Genomic DNA, 18,569 nt, shown 5'->3' with positions numbered 1-18,569 from the left:
GGCATACTCGGGATATTTATTATCCCGAGTATGCCTGAGGTTATTTAGAGTTTTGTTGTTATCGATGATGCTATACGTGCAGAGTAGTTATTTCTCCGCTGACGTTATTGGTGATGCACAGCGTATTATTTTGCATCGTTAATGTTGGTAGGGCTGGCGAACTGGCCGCAGGATGGCCACTGGCAGTGACCGCGCAGCATAACCAATGTTCACCCGGTGCGATTTCGCCCGTTAAGGTTGGAATGGCCGCGCACTGTGCAAACATGATGCTGCTGTTTGGTGGCGTAATGACGCAATCGCCCTGCCGCGTAGCGTGCAGTGAGATGTCGGCAATTCGGCTTACGCCGTTGGTTGCGCACACACAACTCTGCCCAGTTCCCGCATCGGCATCGGCTTTCATCACCGCAAAACCCCCTTCAACCGTTTGCAAGCGACGCGCGGTATTGACCCGATGAACGCGTACATGCCATTGCCCGCACGGAATCAGCCAGGTATCGACGGTAACGTCGTGCCACGGCAACCAGCGAGAATAGATAGCGCCATCCTGCATTTCAACGCGTTCACACTCGCGACGTCCACGCCAGTAGTTGTCGTTATCCGACAGCAGCAGCATCGAGTCACAGGCCGCATGTTTAAGGCCATAGCGCCCACGCTCAATGGTGAAGCCAAAGCGGGTTGAATAGGCAAACTTGGTGTATTTCGCCTCGGTATTCACGTAATTATTCAGCTCCAGTTGCCCGGAAGTCAGCATCACCACGTGCTGCGAGTTTTCGCTGTGCTGCAAAATCTGCTGGGCGGGTGCAATCGCATGTACCGGTTCCAGTGCGGGCAGCGGTAACTCTTCAGCCTGCCAGAAGGGGTGACTCGCTGGCAGAGCCAGAATCAGGAACACTTTCAGCGCCCAATACGGTGAGCCTGGCGCGTTGTAGTCTTCGCACATCGCGAGGTTCGGGTAGGCAAAGCCCAGCGTTAAAATACCGTCGCGGTCAAAAATCGGCTGTTCCAGCCACCAACGTAGGTGGCGCAAGATAATGCCTTTCACCACGCCCGGAGAGAAAACATCCAGTTCAGCAAAGGCGAAGCCGCTCCAGAATGCGACCATTGCGAAACGGTAAGTCAGGCTACGACCAAACGGAACAGATGCGCCATCGGCGGCGGACAAATAGATAAAATCTTTCGCAAACAGGCTCGCGCGCTCACGCAACGTCGCCGCTCGCGCGGGGTCGTCATTGGCATTCAGCGTGGCGTAAATCAGGCCGTAAAAATGGAAAGCCATTGAGATGTAATAATCTTTTGGCCGGCCAGGGCCATCGGAATACCAGCCGCCGCCAAGATAGTAGGCCTCCATCATGTCAAAGCGGCGTTCGATAGCCGACTGGTCATAAGGCAGCCCAGCGCGTTTGAAGCCTAGCTGGACGATGATGGCAAAATAGTTCCAGTTGCTGTCCGGCATCTGGGCATCGCTGATTTGGTTGAGCCAACGGTGCAAATTCGTCAGTTCACGCTCGTTGAAGTGGTCGGTTAATTTGTCCTGTAACAATGCCAAACCGAGGCCATACGCCGCCATTTCAACCAGCCGCTGGTCATAGGGAGCCGTTTCCCCCCAGTAAGAGGGGCTTTGTGGGTCAGTGCCGAGCTTAATCGCGGTGATGTATTTGTTACTAAACGGCACATCTGCGCCACCAGCCAACAGCGGGAACAGGCCCCACAGCACTCGCGATAAGCCCTCCATTTCAGCAATATCTGTGCTGTAGTGCGCACAGGTATTACCCAGTGAAAACTGCGCTACGCCTGCGGGAAATTGTTTGTCGAGCGCGCTCAGCATCGTTGTCAGCGCTGCCGTAACGTCTTCCCGTGATGACAATGTTTTTGATCTTTCCGCCACTGTCCTGACCCTTATTTAATCGTCCTCAAAAGTGGCTAAAGGATAGGGAATCCAGGCAGCGTAGAAATGTTAACCCGATCACAACTGATAGTATTATCTGAACCGCCGCTTGATAAAATTTAAAACAGTGGTTTAGTAAGTGAATTAACTCTGGAAAAATTTAAATCTATTGCACATGACGCAGCCATTAAATGTTGAGCATCTGGAGCCGATCACGCTGAAAGATACCGTCGCTTCTTTTAGCCGCCTTTACGCGAACTCCGTGCGTTATCACCACTGGCATCAGTGCCTGGAGATTCTCTACGTCGAAGAAGGTTTTGGCATCGTGATTGTCGATAATCGCCAATACACTATGCGCCCCGGGCGGATTTTTTTCTTTCCGCCGTTCAACCTGCATAAAATCATGGTCGATGAGCGCGTGCAGGACAGCTACCGCCGCACCATCATTCATGTTGATCAACACGCGATCGCTAAATATCTCCGCCATTTCCCGGAAAATAACCGCCGTTTACAGGCGCTTTCTGCACGAGGCCGCCCGGCCTTTGTGGCCGATTTAGCGGATATTCACCCACATATCAATCACCTGTTTAGCCTGTATGCTCGCTCCGCATCGAGTTCTGGATTAAGTACCGAACAAATCGCCAGTATGCTGATTACGCTGCTCAGCATGTTGCCGCCCGCGCAAGAGAAAATGGCAGAAGCCGCGCGTGGCATAGCCAGCCCGGTGATGTTCTGGATTGATGAAAACTATCGGCGGAAGTTCAGCCTGGATGCGATGGCGCAGGAATTAGGGAAATCACGCAGCTATTTGTCGCGGCGCTTTCATGCCGAAACGGGAGAGAATATTCATAACTATCTCAACACGATTCGACTGCGCCGCGCCTGTGAACTGCTGTTGCACAGCGCACTGCCAGTCAGTGAGATTGCCGGGCAGGTAGGGTTTGCCGAGGTGACCTATTTTATTAGTTCGTTTAAAAAGGGGATTGGCGAGACCCCCTTGCAATACCGAAAAAATCACCAACCTCAGCGCGAAGTTAGCGGAAAACCATAAGCAGAACGCCACCCGGCGATAATCAGGCAATTAGGCTTCGATATCCGCCATATCGCCTTTTTCTTGCAGCCAATTGCGGCGATCTTCAGAACGCTTCTTGGCTAACAGCATGTCCATCATGGCATCGGTTTGCTGTTCGTCTTCATCGTTGATGAACAGTTGCACCAGGCGGCGCGTGTTCGGATCAAGCGTGGTTTCACGAAGCTGCATTGGGTTCATTTCACCCAAACCTTTAAAGCGCTGCACGTTCGGCTTGCCTTTCTTGCGCTTGAGCTGTTCCAGCACGCCCGCTTTTTCTTCCTCGGTCAGCGCGTAATAAACTTCTTTGCCCAGATCGATTCGGTATAGCGGCGGCAGCGCCACGTAAACGTGCCCTTCTTTCACCAGTGCACGGAAGTGTTTTACAAACAACGCGCACAGTAGCGTGGCGATGTGTAAACCATCCGAGTCCGCATCCGCCAGGATACAGATCTTGCCGTAGCGCAACTGGCTGAGATCCGAACTGTCTGGATCAATACCGATAGCGACAGAAATATCGTGCACTTCCTGCGACGCCAGCACCTCGTCAGAAGAGACTTCCCAGGTGTTGAGGATCTTACCTTTAAGCGGCATGATCGCCTGATATTCACGATCTCGCGCCTGTTTCGCAGAACCGCCTGCGGAGTCACCTTCCACCAGGAATAGCTCGGTGCGGTTGAGATCTTGCGCGGTGCAGTCTGCCAGCTTACCAGGCAGCGCCGGGCCGCTGGTGAGCTTTTTTCGCACCACTTTTTTCGCCGCGCGCAAACGGCGCTGAGCGCTGGAAATCGCCATTTCAGCCAGCAATTCTGCTGCCTGAACGTTCTGGTTCAGCCACAGGCTGAAGGCGTCTTTCACCACACCAGAGACAAACGCAGCACACTGGCGTGACGACAGACGTTCTTTGGTCTGCCCCGCAAACTGCGGATCCTGCATTTTCACCGACAGGACGTAGGCGCAGCGTTCCCAGATATCTTCCGCCGACAGCTTAACGCCACGCGGCAGAATATTACGGTATTCGCAGAATTCGCGCATCGCGTCCAGCAGGCCCTGACGTAGGCCGTTAACGTGCGTGCCGCCTTGCATGGTCGGGATCAGGTTAACGTAGCTTTCAGCCAGCAGGTCGCCGCCTTCCGGCAGCCACAGCAGCGCCCAATCGACAGCTTCCGTTTCACCGGAGAACGTACCGACAAACGGTTGTTCCGGCAGCGTTGGCAGGCCGTTAACCGCTTCTTTCAGGTAGTCCGTCAGACCATCTTCATAGCGCCAGGTCTGCTCGGTGTTGTTCACTTTGTCTTTAAAGACGATTTCAACGCCCGGACACAGTACCGCTTTCGCTTTCAATACATGGGTAAGGCGTGAAACGGAAAAACGCGGGCTGTCGAAGAAGCTCTCATCAGGCCAAAAATGCACGCTCGTCCCCGTATTGCGCTTACCGCAAGTACCGGAAACATGCAGGTCTTCAACCTTTTCCCCGTTTTCAAACGCAATACTGTAAACCTGCGCATCGCGGCGGACGTTCACTTCCACGCGTTTTGACAGGGCGTTCACTACCGAAATCCCTACGCCGTGCAGGCCGCCGGAGAACTGGTAGTTTTTGTTAGAAAATTTACCGCCCGCATGTAACCGGCAGAGGATCAGCTCAACGGCAGGAACCCCTTCCTCCGGGTGAATGTCCACGGGCATACCGCGACCATCATCGATAACTTCCAGTGACTGATCGGCATGAAGAATGACCTCGACACGTTTCGCGTGCCCGGCCAGCGCTTCATCCACACTGTTATCAATAACTTCTTGACCGAGATGGTTCGGGCGTGTGGTATCTGTGTACATCCCAGGGCGGCGGCGAACTGGCTCAAGCCCAGTGAGTACCTCAATGGCATCAGCGTTGTAAGAAGATTGCGTCATGATCTATTCGTAGGTAGTTGGCGCTGCTTAATGCAACCCCAGGAAATCGATAATCTGAGTGAAGTGATCTTCAAAGCCGGTAAAGGCGTGATTACCGCCCTCCTCGACCGTTTGTCGGCAGGAGGCGAAATAGTCCACGGCCTGGCGGTAGTCAAGCACTTCATCGCCGGTTTGCTGAAGCAGCCAGATAAGATCCGGGGCTTCAAGTGGATCAATTTGCATCACTTTAAGATCGTAAATATGGCGTGACTCTAGCACATATTGCTGCCCAGTGTAGGGATTCTCGTTCGGGCCAAGGAAATTCGTTAGCAGCTCAAATGGCCTCATCGCCGGATTGACAACCACCGCAGGGAGCATGAAACATTGCGATAGCCAGGTGGCGTAATAGCCGCCGAGCGACGACCCAACGATACCCAACTGTTCCCCGCCATGCTTGAGCACCAGGGCTTCAAGCTGTTCGGCGGCCTCTGCCGGATAGGCCGGCAATTGCGGAATTAGCATGTGCACATCAGGATGGTGTTCCGCCAGCCACTGCTTTAGCGCCGTGGCTTTTGCCGAGCGTGGGGAGCTGTTGAATCCGTGCAGGTAGAGAAGCGTTGACATCAATAGCCTTCCGATGCAGTGTCGGGATGGAATTTAACCCCAGCAAGACGGCACACCTCGGTGGTTAATGAACCATCGGCGTGCAGTTCCAGCCAACGCCATCCGGGCGAAACGGTATCCAGAGTGAAGTTGGCGCAGTGCGGTTTAAACTGCACGCAAGTTGATGGCGTCGCCATCATGCGACGACCATTCCAGTCAACGTCCAGTTCCTGATGGATATGACCGCAAAGCAGATTCCCCACGCGAGGATAGCGCGCCAGCACACTGTCCAGCGACGCCGCGTTGCGTAGACTGTGCTGATCCAACCAGCTACAGCCCGCCGGAAGCGGATGATGATGCAACAACAGCAGCGTATGGCGCTCTGGCGCTTCTGCCAGGCGTTGTTCCAGCCATTCGAGCTGGAATTCGCTCAACTCACCGTGAGGTACGCCGAAAACCTGGCTATCCAGCAACAAAATTTGCCAGTGTTCGCCGAGCAGTACGCGTTTTGCAGGGGAAATACCCGCCTCTTGCAAGGTGCTGTACATCGCTGGCTGGAAGTCATGATTACCCGGTAGCCAAACGCAGGGTGCAGAAAAACTCGCGATGCCGTCAGCGAAATGCTGGTAGGCCGCGGATGAGTGATCCTGTGCTAAATCGCCCGTGGCGACCACCAGGTCAATCTCACGCGCCGAGGCATGAATGGCCTGCAAGACGGCATGATAGCTTTCCCAGGTATTCACCCCTAACAGCGTTTCATCTTTTTCAGCAAACAGGTGAGTATCAGTAATTTGCAGTACCCTGACACTGGCCCCACCAGCCAGAGGAAGGTTTAAAAGGCTTTCCAAATGGTGTCCTTAGGTTTCACGATGCAAACATACACATCATCCCTTCACCGCAGCGCCTCAAAGGCTGCCTGAAAGGCGTTATGTACAAACCGGAATCGCCATCGCTCCATGTGCTAAACAGAATCTAAGCCAATCGGCCAAAAACTGATTAATTTGATGCTTTTCGTCGCGTTGATGCAACTTTTTATTTGGGTAATCATACCGTGCTTTGAAGCGAAAGATCTGCTGGCTTGAACACACTTCAGCGACCATCGCGTCATGATAAAGCCGTACCGTCATCGACGGCAGGCTCCAGTAGCTCACCGCTGGGTGCGTTTGTTCAATCGCCACCAGCGTAGTGTAACGAGTTGATTCAACAATCGTTAAGCGATATTGCGCATTGGCCACCTGATAGTTCACCGTTTCACCGGCTTCATCAACGCGCGGCAGTAAGCGGCGTAATTGTGCGAAGTTGGTTTCGCACAGACGCATCATTTCAGGGAAGTCAGGTGTATAGCGCTTCATTTGATCCACTCTTTTCGTAAGTCCTGATAATGCAGTTGCAGCCATTGCAAAGCGATGACAGTCGCTGCGTTGTCAATTTTTCCTTCCTCTACACATTGATAAGCATATTCCCGGCTTACCACATGAACCCGAATGTCTTCGAGCTCTTCTGCCAGGCCATGAATGCCTTTGGCCGTTGTCGCGTCCACTTCGCCGACCATAATGGTCAGACGCTCGCTGGTGCCGCCAGGGCTTGCCAGATAGCTGAGGCACTTTTTCATGCGCCCTACGTCCAGCCCGGCTTCTTCCTGCGCCTCGCGGCGGGCGACATCTTCGACGGTTTCACCTTCTTCAATCATTCCGGCAACCATCTCCAGCAAATAGGGTGTCTCACTGGTGTCGTAGGCGGCAATGCGAATTTGCTCAATGAGCACCACTTCATCACGCACTGGGTCAAAGGGTAGCAAGACTGCGGCGTGACCGCGCTCAAAAATTTCGCGGCGAACTTCTCCGCTCATTCCGCCGTTGAACAAGCGATGGCGGAAGCGATACAAATCAATAGAAAAAAATCCGCGATAAAGCGTTTCTCGTGCAATAATTTCTACATCGTTTTTCGACAGGGTCGAGACGTGCTCGGCTGTTTTCGTCATGGACTGGCCTACGCTGTAATTATGTTGAAATTGTGGATTTAAAGTCAGTTTGCCCCAGGAGTCACTGGCTCTATGATAGATTGGTGCCAATTAACGCCAGATGGCACATTACGACAACTTTTTAACGTGGCAGACTCTGGTACAATCGGCGAATATTTTTTCTGTGAATTAGATCAGCGCTAAGCTTCACAACAAGGAATGCAAATGCAAATGAAGAAATTGCTCCCTATCCTTATTGGTCTGAGCCTTACGGGTTTCAGTGCAATGAGCCAGGCAGAGAATCTGTTACAGGTCTATCAACAAGCACGCACCAGTAACCCAGATCTCCGTAAATCTGCCGCAGACCGTGACGCCGCATTCGAAAAGATTAACGAAGCGCGCAGCCCGCTGTTACCACAGTTAGGTCTGGGTGCCGATTATACCTATACCAACGGCTTCCGTGATAGTAACGGTGTCAACTCTAACGCAACCAGCGGTTCGTTACAGTTAACCCAAACCCTGTTTGATATGTCGAAATGGCGTGCCCTGACCCTGCAAGAAAAAGCCGCAGGCATTCAGGATGTGACCTACCAGACTGACCAGCAAGCCCTGATTCTGAATACCGCCACGGCGTACTTTAACGTCCTGAGTGCGATTGATGCGCTGTCCTATACCGAAGCGCAGAAACAGGCAATTTACCGTCAGTTAGATCAAACCACTCAGCGCTTTAACGTGGGCCTCGTCGCCATTACCGATGTGCAGAACGCCCGCTCACAGTACGATACCGTGCTGGCGAACGAAGTGACCGCGCGTAACAACCTCGACAACGCCGTTGAAGCGCTGCGTCAGGTCACCGGTAACTACTATCCTGAGCTGGCTTCACTGAACGTTGACAGCTTTAAAACCGACAAGCCACAGGCGGTGAACTCTCTGCTGAAAGAAGCAGAAAACCGCAACCTGGCGCTGTTGCAGGCTCGCCTGAGCCAAGACCTGGCGCGTGAGCAAATCCGCCTGGCGCAGGACGGCCATCTGCCAACACTGGAGTTAAACGCCTCTAGCAGTGTCTCTAACACCTCTTACAGCGGCTCCAAAACCAACGGTTCTCAGTACGGCGACAACGATGCGGGTCAGAACAAAATCGGCCTGAGCTTCTCGCTGCCACTGTATCAAGGCGGGATGGTTAACTCGCAGGTGAAACAGGCACAGTACAACTTTGTCGGCGCGAGCGAGCAGTTAGAAAGCGCGCACCGCTCCGTCGTACAGACCGTGCGTTCTTCCTTTAATAACATCAACGCGTCTATCAGCAGCATCAACGCCTACAAACAGGCCGTTGTTTCTGCGCAAAGTTCTTTGGACGCGATGGAAGCCGGTTATTCGGTAGGTACTCGTACCATCGTTGACGTTCTGGATGCGACCACTACGCTGTACAACGCGAAGCAACAGCTCTCCAGCGCTCGTTACAACTACCTGATTAACCAGCTGAATATTAAATCCGCGCTCGGCACACTGAACGAGCAGGATCTGCTGGCACTGAACAACACGTTGGGTAAACCGGTCTCCACCACCACCGATAGCGTTGCGCCACAAAATGCGCAGCAAGATGCGGCGGCAGATGGTTACACCTCGCCAGCCACCAGCAAAGCGCGTTTGCGTTAAGTTTCACGCTGGTTTATCAAGGCCCGCACTGTGCGGGCCTTGTTGTATTCTGCGCTGTCAACGTAAGGCAACGTAAAGATCCCCTGCTTTATTCCCTTCTTAGCTTCATTTTCAACCACTCATCCACTATCCTGAGCGCTATTGCAATACCACTCTACTGGGTCCAGGAAGATTAAAATGAAACGGACAAACAATATTCAGCACGCTGCCTTTCGTAAAAGCTGGAGCGCGCGCCATTTAACGCCGGTCGCTCTGGCCGTTACCGCCGTGTTCATGCTGGCGGGCTGTGAGAAAACCGATGAAACCGTCACGCTGTACCAAAACGCTGACGACTGCTCCGCCGCGAATCCAAGCAAAAGCGCAGAATGTACAGCAACCTACAACAATGCACTGAAAGAAGCCGAGCGCACTGCGCCTAAATACGCCAGCCGTGAAGACTGCGTGGCCGAATTTGGTGAAGGCCAGTGCCAGCAGGCTCCGGCGCAAGCAGGTCTTGCCCCAACTGGCGAAGGTCAGGCTCAAGCGCAAACACAGAGCAGCGGCAGTTTCTGGATGCCATTAATGGCAGGTTACATGATGGGCCGTATGATGGGCGGCGGCATGGGCTTCCAGCAACAGCCGGTGTTCACCTCGAAAAACCCAGCCAGCCCAGCCTACGGTAAATACACTGATGCGGGCGGCAAAAACTATGGCGCCGCACAGCCAGGCCGTTCAATGAACGTGCCGAAAACAGCGATGGCACCAAAACCGGCAACCACCAACACCGTAACACGTGGCGGCTTTGGGGAGTCGGTGGCGAAGCAGTCCACCATGCAGCGTAGCGCTACGGGCAGCACTTCCCGTTCGATGGGCGGCTAATGACCATGGAAAGAATCAGTATCGTTGAACGCCCGGACTGGCGTGAAAAAGCCACCGAATACGGCTTTAACTTCCACACCATGTACGGCGAGCCGTACTGGAGTGAAGAGGCTTATTACAAGCTGACGTTAGCACAGGTTGAAAAGCTGGAAGATGTCACCGCCGAACTGCATCAGCTATGCCTGAAAGTGGTTGAGCGGGTTATCGCCAGCGATGAGCTAATGGCGAAGTTCCGTATTCCAAAGCACACCTGGGGTTTTGTACGCCAGTCGTGGCAGACTCACCAGCCGTCGCTTTATTCACGCCTCGACCTGGCCTGGGATGGTACCGGTGAGCCGAAGCTTCTGGAGAATAACGCCGATACGCCAACTTCGCTGTATGAAGCGGCATTTTTCCAATGGATTTGGCTGGAAGATCAGATCAATGCAGGCAACTTGCCTGAAGGCAGCGACCAGTTCAACAGCCTGCAAGAAAAGATTATCGACCGCTTCAATGAACTGCGCGAACAGCACGGTTTTCAGTTGCTACACCTGACCTGCTGCCGTGATACCGTTGAAGATCGCGGTACGGTGCAATATTTGCAGGACTGCGCGGCGGAAGCAGGCGTTGCCACCGAATTCTTGTATATCGACGATATCGGTCTGGGCGAGAAAGGTCAGTTCACCGACCTGCAAGATCAGGTTATCGGTAATCTGTTCAAACTCTATCCGTGGGAATACATGCTGCGTGAGATGTTCTCGACCAAGCTGGAAGACGCTGGCGTTCGCTGGCTGGAACCGGCATGGAAGAGCATTATCTCCAACAAAGCATTGCTGCCAATGCTATGGGAAATGTTCCCGGATCACCCTAACCTGCTGCCAGCCTATTTTGCCGAGGACGATCACCCACCGCTGGAAAAATACGTGGTGAAGCCTATCTTCTCTCGTGAAGGTGCGAACATTTCGATCGTCGAAAATGGCAAAACCATTGAGCAAGTCGAAGGGCCGTACGGTGAAGAAGGAATGATCGTGCAGCAGTTCCACCCGCTACCAAAATTTGGCGATAGCTACATGCTGATTGGTAGCTGGCTCATCAACGATCAACCCGCCGGGATAGGTATTCGTGAGGACAGAGCGCTGATCACTCAGGATCTTTCGCGCTTCTATCCCCACATTTTCGTCGAATAACCGTTAGCCTACCAGCACCGACAGCATACTCAGGGAGCCCATTTCGATCCCCTCAACAGGGATGGTGATGGGCTCTTCGCCATCCCACGCGCCCAACACATACAGCAGCGGCAGGAAATGATCTGCAGTCGGGTTTGATAACGCGCCGCCATCATGATCAAGGTAGTTGACCAGCGGATGTTGCTCAACCGGCCCTTTCCAGCGCAGATTAGCTTTGACGTAATCATCAAACGCACTGGCCCACGGATACGGCGTAGACTCCCCGTGCCATTTAACCGTACGCAGGTTATGCACCACGTTACCACTCGCTACCAGCATAATACCTTCGTCGCGCAGGCTGGCGAGCTTACGCCCCATCTCAAAATGCCACGCCGCCGGTTTGGTGCTATCAATACTTAATTGCACCATCGGGATGTCGGCGTTCGGGTACATCTTGATCAACACGCCCCACGAGCCGTGGTCAAAACCCCAGGCTTCTTTATCTAACGCGACCGGAACCGGAGCCAACAGCTCAACTAGCTTCTGAGCCAGTTCCGGGCAGCCAGGAGCGGGATAATGGGTGTCATACAATGCCTGCGGAAAACCGCCAAAATCATGGATTGTTTTTGGCGTTTCCATTGCCGTGACGCCCGTCCCCCGCGTGAACCAGTGGGCAGAAACCACCACGATAGCTTTCGGGCGCGGCAGCGTTTCACCAAGCTGCCGCCAGGTACGGGTATAGACGTTATCTTCCAGTACGTTCATCGGGCTACCGTGACCTAAAAACAGTGCTGGCATTCGGCTACGAGACATGGTGTTATCCTTCCAAAGAGAATCATTGAATAACACCACATTAACCTGTTTTTAGTGAGGAGAAACTCAGATAAGCGTGATGATGATCTTCAGAAAATTTGAATGTAAGAATGAGGTAAAGAACGCCTGAGCCTCTCGCCAGCAGTGACAAATTTCAATGCTATGAATGATAATCATTATCATAAGGAGTAAGCAATGTCGGTTCCGCTCATTCTGACATTACTGGCAGGAGCTGCCACGTTTATCGGCGCTATTCTCGGCGTTATCGGGCAAAAACCATCAAATCGGGTCTTAGCCTTCTCACTCGGTTTTGCTGCGGGGATCATGCTGTTAATCTCGCTGATGGAGATGCTGCCCGCCGCACTGGATGCCCCTGGCATGCCGCCTGTTCTCGGCTATGGCATGTTTGTTGTCGGCCTGCTCGGCTACTTCGCGCTGGATCGCGCGCTGCCGCACGCACATCCACAGGATCTCATGCAAGAAAGCAACCCGCCGTTGCCGCGTAATCTTCGCCGTACCGCCATTTTGCTGACGTTGGGGATAAGCCTGCACAACTTCCCTGAAGGCATCGCCACCTTCGTCACTGCCAGTAATAATCTGGAGCTAGGCTTCGGTATCGCGCTGGCGGTTGCCCTGCACAATATTCCTGAAGGGCTGGCGGTTGCAGGGCCGGTGTATGCCGCCACGGGTTCAAAGCGCAAAGCGATATTCTGGGCTGGGATCTCCGGGATGGCAGAAATTCTTGGAGGGGTGCTAGCCTGGGCAATTCTCGGCAGTATGGTGTCGCCAATTGTGATGGCATCAATAATGGCAGCGGTCGCCGGAATTATGGTCGCCCTCTCAGTCGATGAGCTGATGCCACTCGCCAAAGAGATAGACCCGAACAATAACCCCAGCTACGGCGTACTGTGCGGAATGTCGGTGATGGGGATGAGTTTAGTGGTGCTGCAATCAATGGGCATTGGCTAATCGCCATAAAAAAGCCCGGTGCGTGACCGGGCTTTATCAAATATCGGGTTGTCCGCTTAGCTTGCTTTACGCTCGTGCTCGCGGCGGTAAGCCACCAGATCTTCGATAGTCACCAGCGCCATATTGTGTTCTTTAGCAAACTTGATGCACTCTGGCGCGCGCGCCATAGTGCCATCATCATTGGTCAGTTCACACAGTACGCCAGCCGGTTTGAAACCTGCCAGAGTTACTAAGTCGATGGTTGCTTCAGTGTGGCCACCACGGGTCAGTACGCCGCCCGGCTGCGCGCGCAGCGGGAAAACGTGGCCCGGACGGTTCAGGTCGGAAGGTTTTGCGCCGTCGGCAATCGCCGCGCGCACGGTGGTCAGGCGGTCAGCGGCGGAAACGCCAGTCGTCACGCCGTGAGCCGCTTCAATAGTCACCGTGAAACCGGTGCCGTAAGCGCTGGTGTTGTTTTCTACCATCATAGGCAGTTCCAGCTGTTTACGACGTTCGTCGGTCAGGCACAGACAAACGATGCCGCTACCGTGACGGATAGTCAGCGCCATTTGTTCAACAGTCATGTTTTCGGCGGCAAAGATCATGTCGCCTTCGTTTTCACGATCTTCGTCGTCCAGCACCATCGCGCCACGGCCTTCGCGCAGAGCAATCAGTGCGTTTTCAACGCGTTCGAACGGAGTACCAAAAGAGGAAAGTAGCGTCTGATTCATGGTAAAAAAACCTCATTAATATTATGGTTACCAGAATCAGGGCAGTCTTAGGAGTGCCGATAAACGGCAAATAGATAACGCGAGCGGGCTTTCACCCGACTGGATCGTTACTCTCTCCCATCCGGACTCTAACCGTCGGCCCCGGAATTACACCGGATCTGCTGACCTTCCCGTTTTCACAGGAAGCGCTCGCGGGCTTTCAGCCGTAGCTGATTTACCGCCGGTGGGGAATTTCGCCCCGCCCTGAGAATAAGCGTACTCACTATAACGCTATTGATTATCTTCGGCAATGCATAAGGTTCGAACAATTCTGGTTTATCGTACCAGGAGAAGACACTACAATAGCGCTAAAGCCGACACGATCAGGGAAACAGAGATGATTGACCCGAAAAAAATTGAACAAATCGCCCGCCAGGTTCACGAATCAATGCCAAAAGGCCTGCGTGAATTTGGGGATGATATAGAGAAGAAAGTTCGCCAGGTGATTCAATCACAGTTGACGCGTCTGGATGTGGTTAGCCGCGAAGAGTTCGACGTGCAAACGCAGGTTCTGCTGCGTACGCGTGAGAAGCTGGCGCTGTTAGAGCAACGCGTCAGCGAGCTGGAAAGCCGTGCGGCGGCTCCTGCTGCGAGCGATAAAGAGTAAGCGATTTCCCTCTCCCTTTGGGAGAGGGAAAACAGCGAGAAACTACTTCTCGCTATCCTGCTGAATTTTCTTGATAATATTGGTCGTTGAACAACCATCTTCAAAGTTCAGCACCAGCACTTCACCCCCGTTCGCCCACACTTCTTCGCTACCGGCAATTTGTTCTGGTTTATAGTCACCGCCTTTTACTAAGCGGTCCGGCAGGATGCCAGCAATCAGGCGCTGCGGAGTATCTTCTTCAAACGAAACGACCCAGTCAACGGACTCCAGCGCGCCCAGCACAATCATGCGCTGTTCCAGTGGGTTAACCGGACGAGATTCGCCTTTCAGACGCTTAGTAGAGGCATCGCTGTTCACGGCAACGATCAGGCGGTCGCCCAGCTTGCGCGCATTCGCCAGATAAGACACATGCCCTGCGTGCAGAATGTCGAACACGCCGTTGGTCATGACCACTTTCTCACCGCGACGACGCGCCGCCGCGACAGCCTGTTTCAGTTCTTCTTCACTCATCACACCGAAACCGGTGTCTGCGCGACCACGCACCGCGTTTTCCAGCTCGATTGGCGAAACGGTAGACGTCCCGAGTTTGCCAACCACCACGCCCGCTGCGGCGTTAGCGAAGAAGCACGCTTCTTCCAGCGTTTTACCGGAGGCCAACGTCGCTGCCAGCACGCCAATAACGGTATCGCCCGCACCGGTCACGTCGTACACTTCTTGTGCCTGAGTGGGCTGATGCAGCGGTGCTTTTCCCGGCTGGAGCAACGTCATGCCCTGTTCGGAACGGGTCACCAGCAGCGCGGAAAGATCGAAATCAGCAATCAACTTCATGCCGCGTTCAACCAGCTCTTCTTCGCTTTTACATTTGCCCACAACCGCTTCAAATTCAGACAGATTCGGGGTCAGCAGCGTTGCGCCGCGATAGCGTTCAAAGTCAGTGCCTTTCGGGTCGATCAGCACCGGAACGTTGGCTTCACGCGCCAGTTTGATCATCTGCTGAACGCTTTCCAGCGCGCCTTTGGCGTAGTCAGAAAGCACCAGCGCCCCCACGTTTGGCAGGCCACTTTGAATACGCTCGTGCAATGGCTGCGGGTCAACGCCAGCAAACCCTTCTTCAAAATCGAGGCGGATTAGCTGCTGGTTGCGCGACAGCACGCGCAGCTTAGTAATCGTCGGGTGCGTTGGCACGGAAACGAAATCGCATTTGACGTTCACATCGGCCAGCGCTTTATTCAGCGCACGCGCTGCATCGTCAATACCGGTCAGACCAACGAGACGAGAACCCGCACCCAGAGAAGCAATGTTCATCGCCACGTTTGCCGCGCCGCCAGGGCGTTCTTCGATAGTTTCCACTTTCACCACAGGCACTGGAGCCTCGGGGGAAATACGGCTGGTTGGGCCATACCAGTAGCGATCCAGCATGACATCGCCAACCACCATCACACCTGCGCGTTCAAATTCCGGCAGCGTTACTTTCATTCGTGTCTCCTGAGAGAATCAACATTTTCGCGCGATAATAGCACATTTTACGGTTGAACCAGCCACTTCAGCCAACTGGCACTGACCAGCTCGCGCTCAGCGGCGAAGCGCTCCAGCCCGACATTTCCCGGCAACTCTTGCAGCGCCAGATGATGCAACGCATCACGTAACGTAGTGTACGCACGAGTCAGCGCCTGCGCTTCATGCTCATCCATAATGTCGTTTTGCGCCAGCAGTTCGAGGATGCGCACGTTATCCGACCAGCGCGTTAACTTCGGCTTGTCGTGGGCGTAGCGCAACACCAGATACTGGGTAATAAATTCAATGTCGGTAATGCCGCCTGCATCGGTTTTGATATCGAAACGGTCGCGCTGTTTGCCGCCCAGATGTGCGCGCATTTTCTCGCGCATTTCACGCACCTCGGTTTGCAGCGTGGCGCTGTCGCGAGCGGTGGTCAGAATTTGCCGACGAATGGCGTCAAACTGCTGCTGAAGCTGTGGATCACCGTACACCACACGCGCGCGAACCAGCGCCTGATGCTCCCATGTCCACGCTTCATTTTGCTGATAATCCGCGAATGCTTCTGCGGTTGTCACCAACATTCCCGCCGCTCCAGATGGGCGTAAACGGGCATCCACTTCATACAAAATACCGGACGATGTGCGGGTGCTGAACAGGTGCATAATGCGCTGCGCGAGGCGCAGATAGAATTGGCGACCGTCAATTTCCCGCTCACCGTCGGTCATGGCGTCCATCGGACAATCGTGCAAAAAGACTAAATCCAGATCCGAGCTATAACCTAGCTCCCAGCCGCCCAGTTTGCCGTAGCCAATCACCGCAAAGCCACGGCCTTCGCGCTCCCGCAAATGCGTTGGCTGTCCGTAACGCGCCACCATTTGCACCCACGCCTGCTGGACAACGGCGTCAATCATCGCCTCGGCAAGCCAGGTTAAGTGGTCACTCACTTTCATCACTGGCAGCGTACCGGCGATATCCGCCGCCGCAATGTGCAGCAACTGCGCCTGTTTAAACTGGCGCAGAGCTTCCAGTTGCTGTTCTTCGTCCTCTTCCGGCACACGCAACAGATATTGGCGTAGTTCATCGCGATAAGCGTCGGTCGCCGTTGGCTGGTACAACGTACTCGGGTCGAGCAGTTCATCGAGCAGCAGCGGATAACGCGCGAGCTGGCTTGCCACCATCGGCGAGGCGGCGCACAGGCGAATCAGGTGTTTTAACGTGCCCGGATATTCACTCAGCAGTTCGAGGTAAGTCGTGCGGGTCACAATACCGCTCAGCAAAGGCGTGATGCGGGTCAGCAACACGTTGGCGTCGTCGCGCGTACACACTTCACTCAGCAGATGCGGCATCAACGAGTCCAGCACCTGACGCCCACGCGGGCCGATAGTGCGTTTATCCAGCTCTTTGCGGAAATCCGCAATTTGCGCCAGCACTCGGTGTCGTTCATCTTCGCTAAGATGCGCCAGCACCGCCGGTGCGTCGTCTTCCTGCAATGTGTCCTGCCACAGTTCGCGCCAGGACTCGGATAACTGTTCTTCCTGCGACGGCTCTTCGTCATCGCCAATCAGTTCGTTAAACACCCGGCGCACGCCCGCCATCAGCGCGTCCAGGCGTTCACACAGGCTTTCCCAATCAGCAAAGTGCATTCCCCACGCCAAACGCGCGCGGTTAAGAGAATCGCCGGGCAGCGTTTGCGTCTGCTCGTCATTAATACTTTGCAGCAGGTTTTCGAGGCGACGTAAAAACAGATATGCCTCGCGTAGCGCTTGTGCATCGTCTTCAGAAAGTAGATGCAGCGCTTCAATGGCGGCAAGCGTTGGCAGCAGCGCGCGGCTTTGCAGCGTGGGTTCGCGCCCGCCGCGAATCAGCTGAAATACCTGGACGATAAATTCGATTTCACGAATCCCGCCCGCGCCCAGCTTGATGTTGTCTTTCAGGCCACGACGGCGCACTTCGCGGGTAATCATCCCTTTCATATTTCGCAGGGACTGAATCACGCTAAAGTCGATATAGCGACGGAAAACGAACGGTCGCAGCATCGCGCGTAGCTCGCTGGCGTAAACGCCATCGTTGTCGCCCATAATCCGCGCTTTCACCATCGCATAGCGCTCCCAATCGCGCCCCTGCTCCTGGTAATAATCTTCCAGCGCCGCAAAACTCAGCACCAGCGGGCCGCTATCGCCAAACGGGCGTAAGCGCATATCGACGCGATAGACGAAGCCATCCTGAGTGGGTTGATCGAGCACTTTAATCAGCCGCTGCCCCAGGCGAGTAAAGAACTGGGCGTTGTCCAGCTCGCGACGCCCGCCCTGAGTGCTGCCGTGCTCCGGCCAGGCAAAGATAAGGTCGATATCAGAAGAAAAATTCAGCTCACCGCCGCCGAGTTTGCCCATCCCGAGGATCAGCAACGGCTGCGGTGCGCCGTCTGCGCTGCACGGCGTACCCCAATCACGGCAACAGGCGGCGTACAGCCAGTCACGCGCGCTGACAATCAGCGTTTCGGCAAGGTGGCTCAACTGCTGCAACGTATCTTGCTCCGATACCTGCGACAGCGCCTGCGCCCAGGCAATGCGCACCATTATCCGGCGGCGAAACAGCCGCAGGGCGCGCATCAGCGCAGTTTCATCATAAACGTCAGCCAGCTCCGCCTGAAGCCAGCCCGCGTATTGCCGCCACTCATCCGCCTGCGGCGGTTCACTTTCCAGCGACGCCAGCCACTCGGGGTGCGCCGTCAGGTTTTGCTGCACAAAATCACTGAAGGTGAAAACAGCCTGCGCCTCAGCGCTCAACGCCCCAAGCGGGAAATCCTCCGGGGAGCGCTCCACCAGCGTTTGCCAGTGCAGCTGTAACTGCGAAGAAAGCGGCGTCATACAC

At 54.4% G+C, this 18,569-nt stretch carries 16 protein-coding genes and 1 riboswitch; of the genes, 6 read left to right on the top strand and 10 right to left on the bottom strand.

The features are described 5' to 3' along the window. Nucleotides 1–70: 70 nt before the first annotated feature. Nucleotides 71–1,825, bottom strand: coding sequence for a DUF2264 domain-containing protein (locus tag AC6I4B_RS03465; RefSeq protein ID WP_497771920.1), 1,755 nt, complete (start codon nt 1,823–1,825; stop codon nt 71–73). A 235-nt stretch (nt 1,826–2,060) separates the two neighbouring features. On the opposite strand from AC6I4B_RS03465, the gene AC6I4B_RS03460 reads away from it, so the two are divergent. Continuing rightward, the gene (locus AC6I4B_RS03460) at nt 2,061–2,936 is read left to right on the top strand and encodes a helix-turn-helix transcriptional regulator (protein ID WP_497769626.1); all 876 of its coding nucleotides are present in this window, start codon (nt 2,061–2,063) and stop codon (nt 2,934–2,936) included. Nucleotides 2,937–2,966: 30 nt separating this feature from the next. On the opposite strand, the gene parE is transcribed toward AC6I4B_RS03460, so the two are convergent. The 5 genes from parE to nudF form a co-directional block, all read right to left on the bottom strand. Next, nucleotides 2,967–4,862, bottom strand: coding sequence for a DNA topoisomerase IV subunit B (parE, locus tag AC6I4B_RS03455; RefSeq protein ID WP_497769624.1), 1,896 nt, complete (start codon nt 4,860–4,862; stop codon nt 2,967–2,969). Nucleotides 4,863–4,889: 27 nt separating this feature from the next. Continuing rightward, on the bottom strand, nt 4,890–5,465 hold the full coding sequence (yqiA, locus tag AC6I4B_RS03450; RefSeq protein WP_497769623.1) for an esterase YqiA: 576 nt from the start codon (nt 5,463–5,465) through the stop codon (nt 4,890–4,892). Beyond that, nucleotides 5,465–6,292, bottom strand: a complete 828-nt coding sequence (gene cpdA / locus AC6I4B_RS03445) for a 3',5'-cyclic-AMP phosphodiesterase (protein WP_497769621.1) — start codon at nt 6,290–6,292, stop codon at nt 5,465–5,467. The genes yqiA and cpdA overlap by 1 nt, the downstream gene beginning before the upstream one ends. 78 nt (nt 6,293–6,370) lie before the next feature. Beyond that, nucleotides 6,371–6,796 carry a DUF1249 family protein gene (locus tag AC6I4B_RS03440; protein WP_497769620.1) on the bottom strand — a complete coding sequence of 142 codons (426 nt, stop codon included), beginning with the start codon at nt 6,794–6,796 and terminating at the stop codon, nt 6,371–6,373. Then, entirely contained in the window at nt 6,793–7,425 is a 633-nt protein-coding gene (gene nudF, locus AC6I4B_RS03435) for an ADP-ribose diphosphatase (protein WP_497769618.1), read from the bottom strand. The genes AC6I4B_RS03440 and nudF overlap by 4 nt, the downstream gene beginning before the upstream one ends. A gap of 210 nt (nt 7,426–7,635) precedes the next feature. Between nudF and tolC the strand changes: the two genes are divergently transcribed. The 3 genes from tolC (at nt 7,636) to AC6I4B_RS03420 (ending at nt 11,084) form a co-directional block, all read left to right on the top strand. Next, nucleotides 7,636–9,060: an outer membrane channel protein TolC gene (gene tolC / locus AC6I4B_RS03430; protein WP_497771918.1), complete on the top strand. Its 1,425-nt coding sequence runs from the start codon at nt 7,636–7,638 to the stop codon at nt 9,058–9,060. A gap of 177 nt (nt 9,061–9,237) precedes the next feature. Beyond that, nucleotides 9,238–9,918: a DUF1190 family protein gene (locus tag AC6I4B_RS03425; protein ID WP_497769616.1), complete on the top strand. Its 681-nt coding sequence runs from the start codon at nt 9,238–9,240 to the stop codon at nt 9,916–9,918. Between the two features lie 5 nt (nt 9,919–9,923). Beyond that, complete coding sequence (locus AC6I4B_RS03420; RefSeq protein ID WP_497771916.1) at nt 9,924–11,084, top strand: glutathionylspermidine synthase family protein; 1,161 nt, start codon at nt 9,924–9,926, stop codon at nt 11,082–11,084. A gap of 3 nt (nt 11,085–11,087) precedes the next feature. Here AC6I4B_RS03420 and ygiD read toward each other — a convergent pair whose 3' ends face one another. After that, complete coding sequence (gene ygiD, locus AC6I4B_RS03415; RefSeq protein ID WP_497769614.1) at nt 11,088–11,876, bottom strand: 4,5-DOPA-extradiol-dioxygenase; 789 nt, start codon at nt 11,874–11,876, stop codon at nt 11,088–11,090. A 195-nt stretch (nt 11,877–12,071) separates the two neighbouring features. Between ygiD and zupT the strand changes: the two genes are divergently transcribed. Further along, nucleotides 12,072–12,845, top strand: a complete 774-nt coding sequence (gene zupT / locus AC6I4B_RS03410) for a zinc transporter ZupT (protein WP_497769613.1) — start codon at nt 12,072–12,074, stop codon at nt 12,843–12,845. 56 nt (nt 12,846–12,901) lie between these two features. Here zupT and ribB read toward each other — a convergent pair whose 3' ends face one another. Then, nucleotides 12,902–13,555, bottom strand: coding sequence for a 3,4-dihydroxy-2-butanone-4-phosphate synthase (gene ribB / locus AC6I4B_RS03405; RefSeq protein WP_497769611.1), 654 nt, complete (start codon nt 13,553–13,555; stop codon nt 12,902–12,904). A 105-nt stretch (nt 13,556–13,660) separates the two neighbouring features. Beyond that, nucleotides 13,661–13,810: riboswitch (FMN riboswitch) on the bottom strand. A 121-nt stretch (nt 13,811–13,931) separates the two neighbouring features. Here ribB and ubiK point away from each other — a divergent pair. Beyond that, complete coding sequence (gene ubiK / locus AC6I4B_RS03400; protein WP_497769610.1) at nt 13,932–14,201, top strand: ubiquinone biosynthesis accessory factor UbiK; 270 nt, start codon at nt 13,932–13,934, stop codon at nt 14,199–14,201. Between the two features lie 42 nt (nt 14,202–14,243). Here the strand turns inward: ubiK and hldE are convergent, their stop codons facing one another. Both hldE and glnE read right to left on the bottom strand, forming a co-directional pair. Beyond that, nucleotides 14,244–15,677 (bottom strand): bifunctional D-glycero-beta-D-manno-heptose-7-phosphate kinase/D-glycero-beta-D-manno-heptose 1-phosphate adenylyltransferase HldE, encoded by a 1,434-nt coding sequence (hldE, locus tag AC6I4B_RS03395; protein ID WP_497769608.1) that lies wholly within the window; start codon nt 15,675–15,677, stop codon nt 14,244–14,246. Nucleotides 15,678–15,724: 47 nt separating this feature from the next. Further along, nucleotides 15,725–18,565 carry a bifunctional [glutamate--ammonia ligase]-adenylyl-L-tyrosine phosphorylase/[glutamate--ammonia-ligase] adenylyltransferase gene (glnE, locus tag AC6I4B_RS03390; protein WP_497769607.1) on the bottom strand — a complete coding sequence of 947 codons (2,841 nt, stop codon included), beginning with the start codon at nt 18,563–18,565 and terminating at the stop codon, nt 15,725–15,727. Nucleotides 18,566–18,569 lie beyond the last annotated feature (4 nt).

The sequence above is a fragment of the Kluyvera fluvialis genome (genome assembly GCF_059725275.1).
Note: the sequence above shows the minus strand (reverse complement) of the source record. Positions and strands in the feature narration are given on the sequence as shown.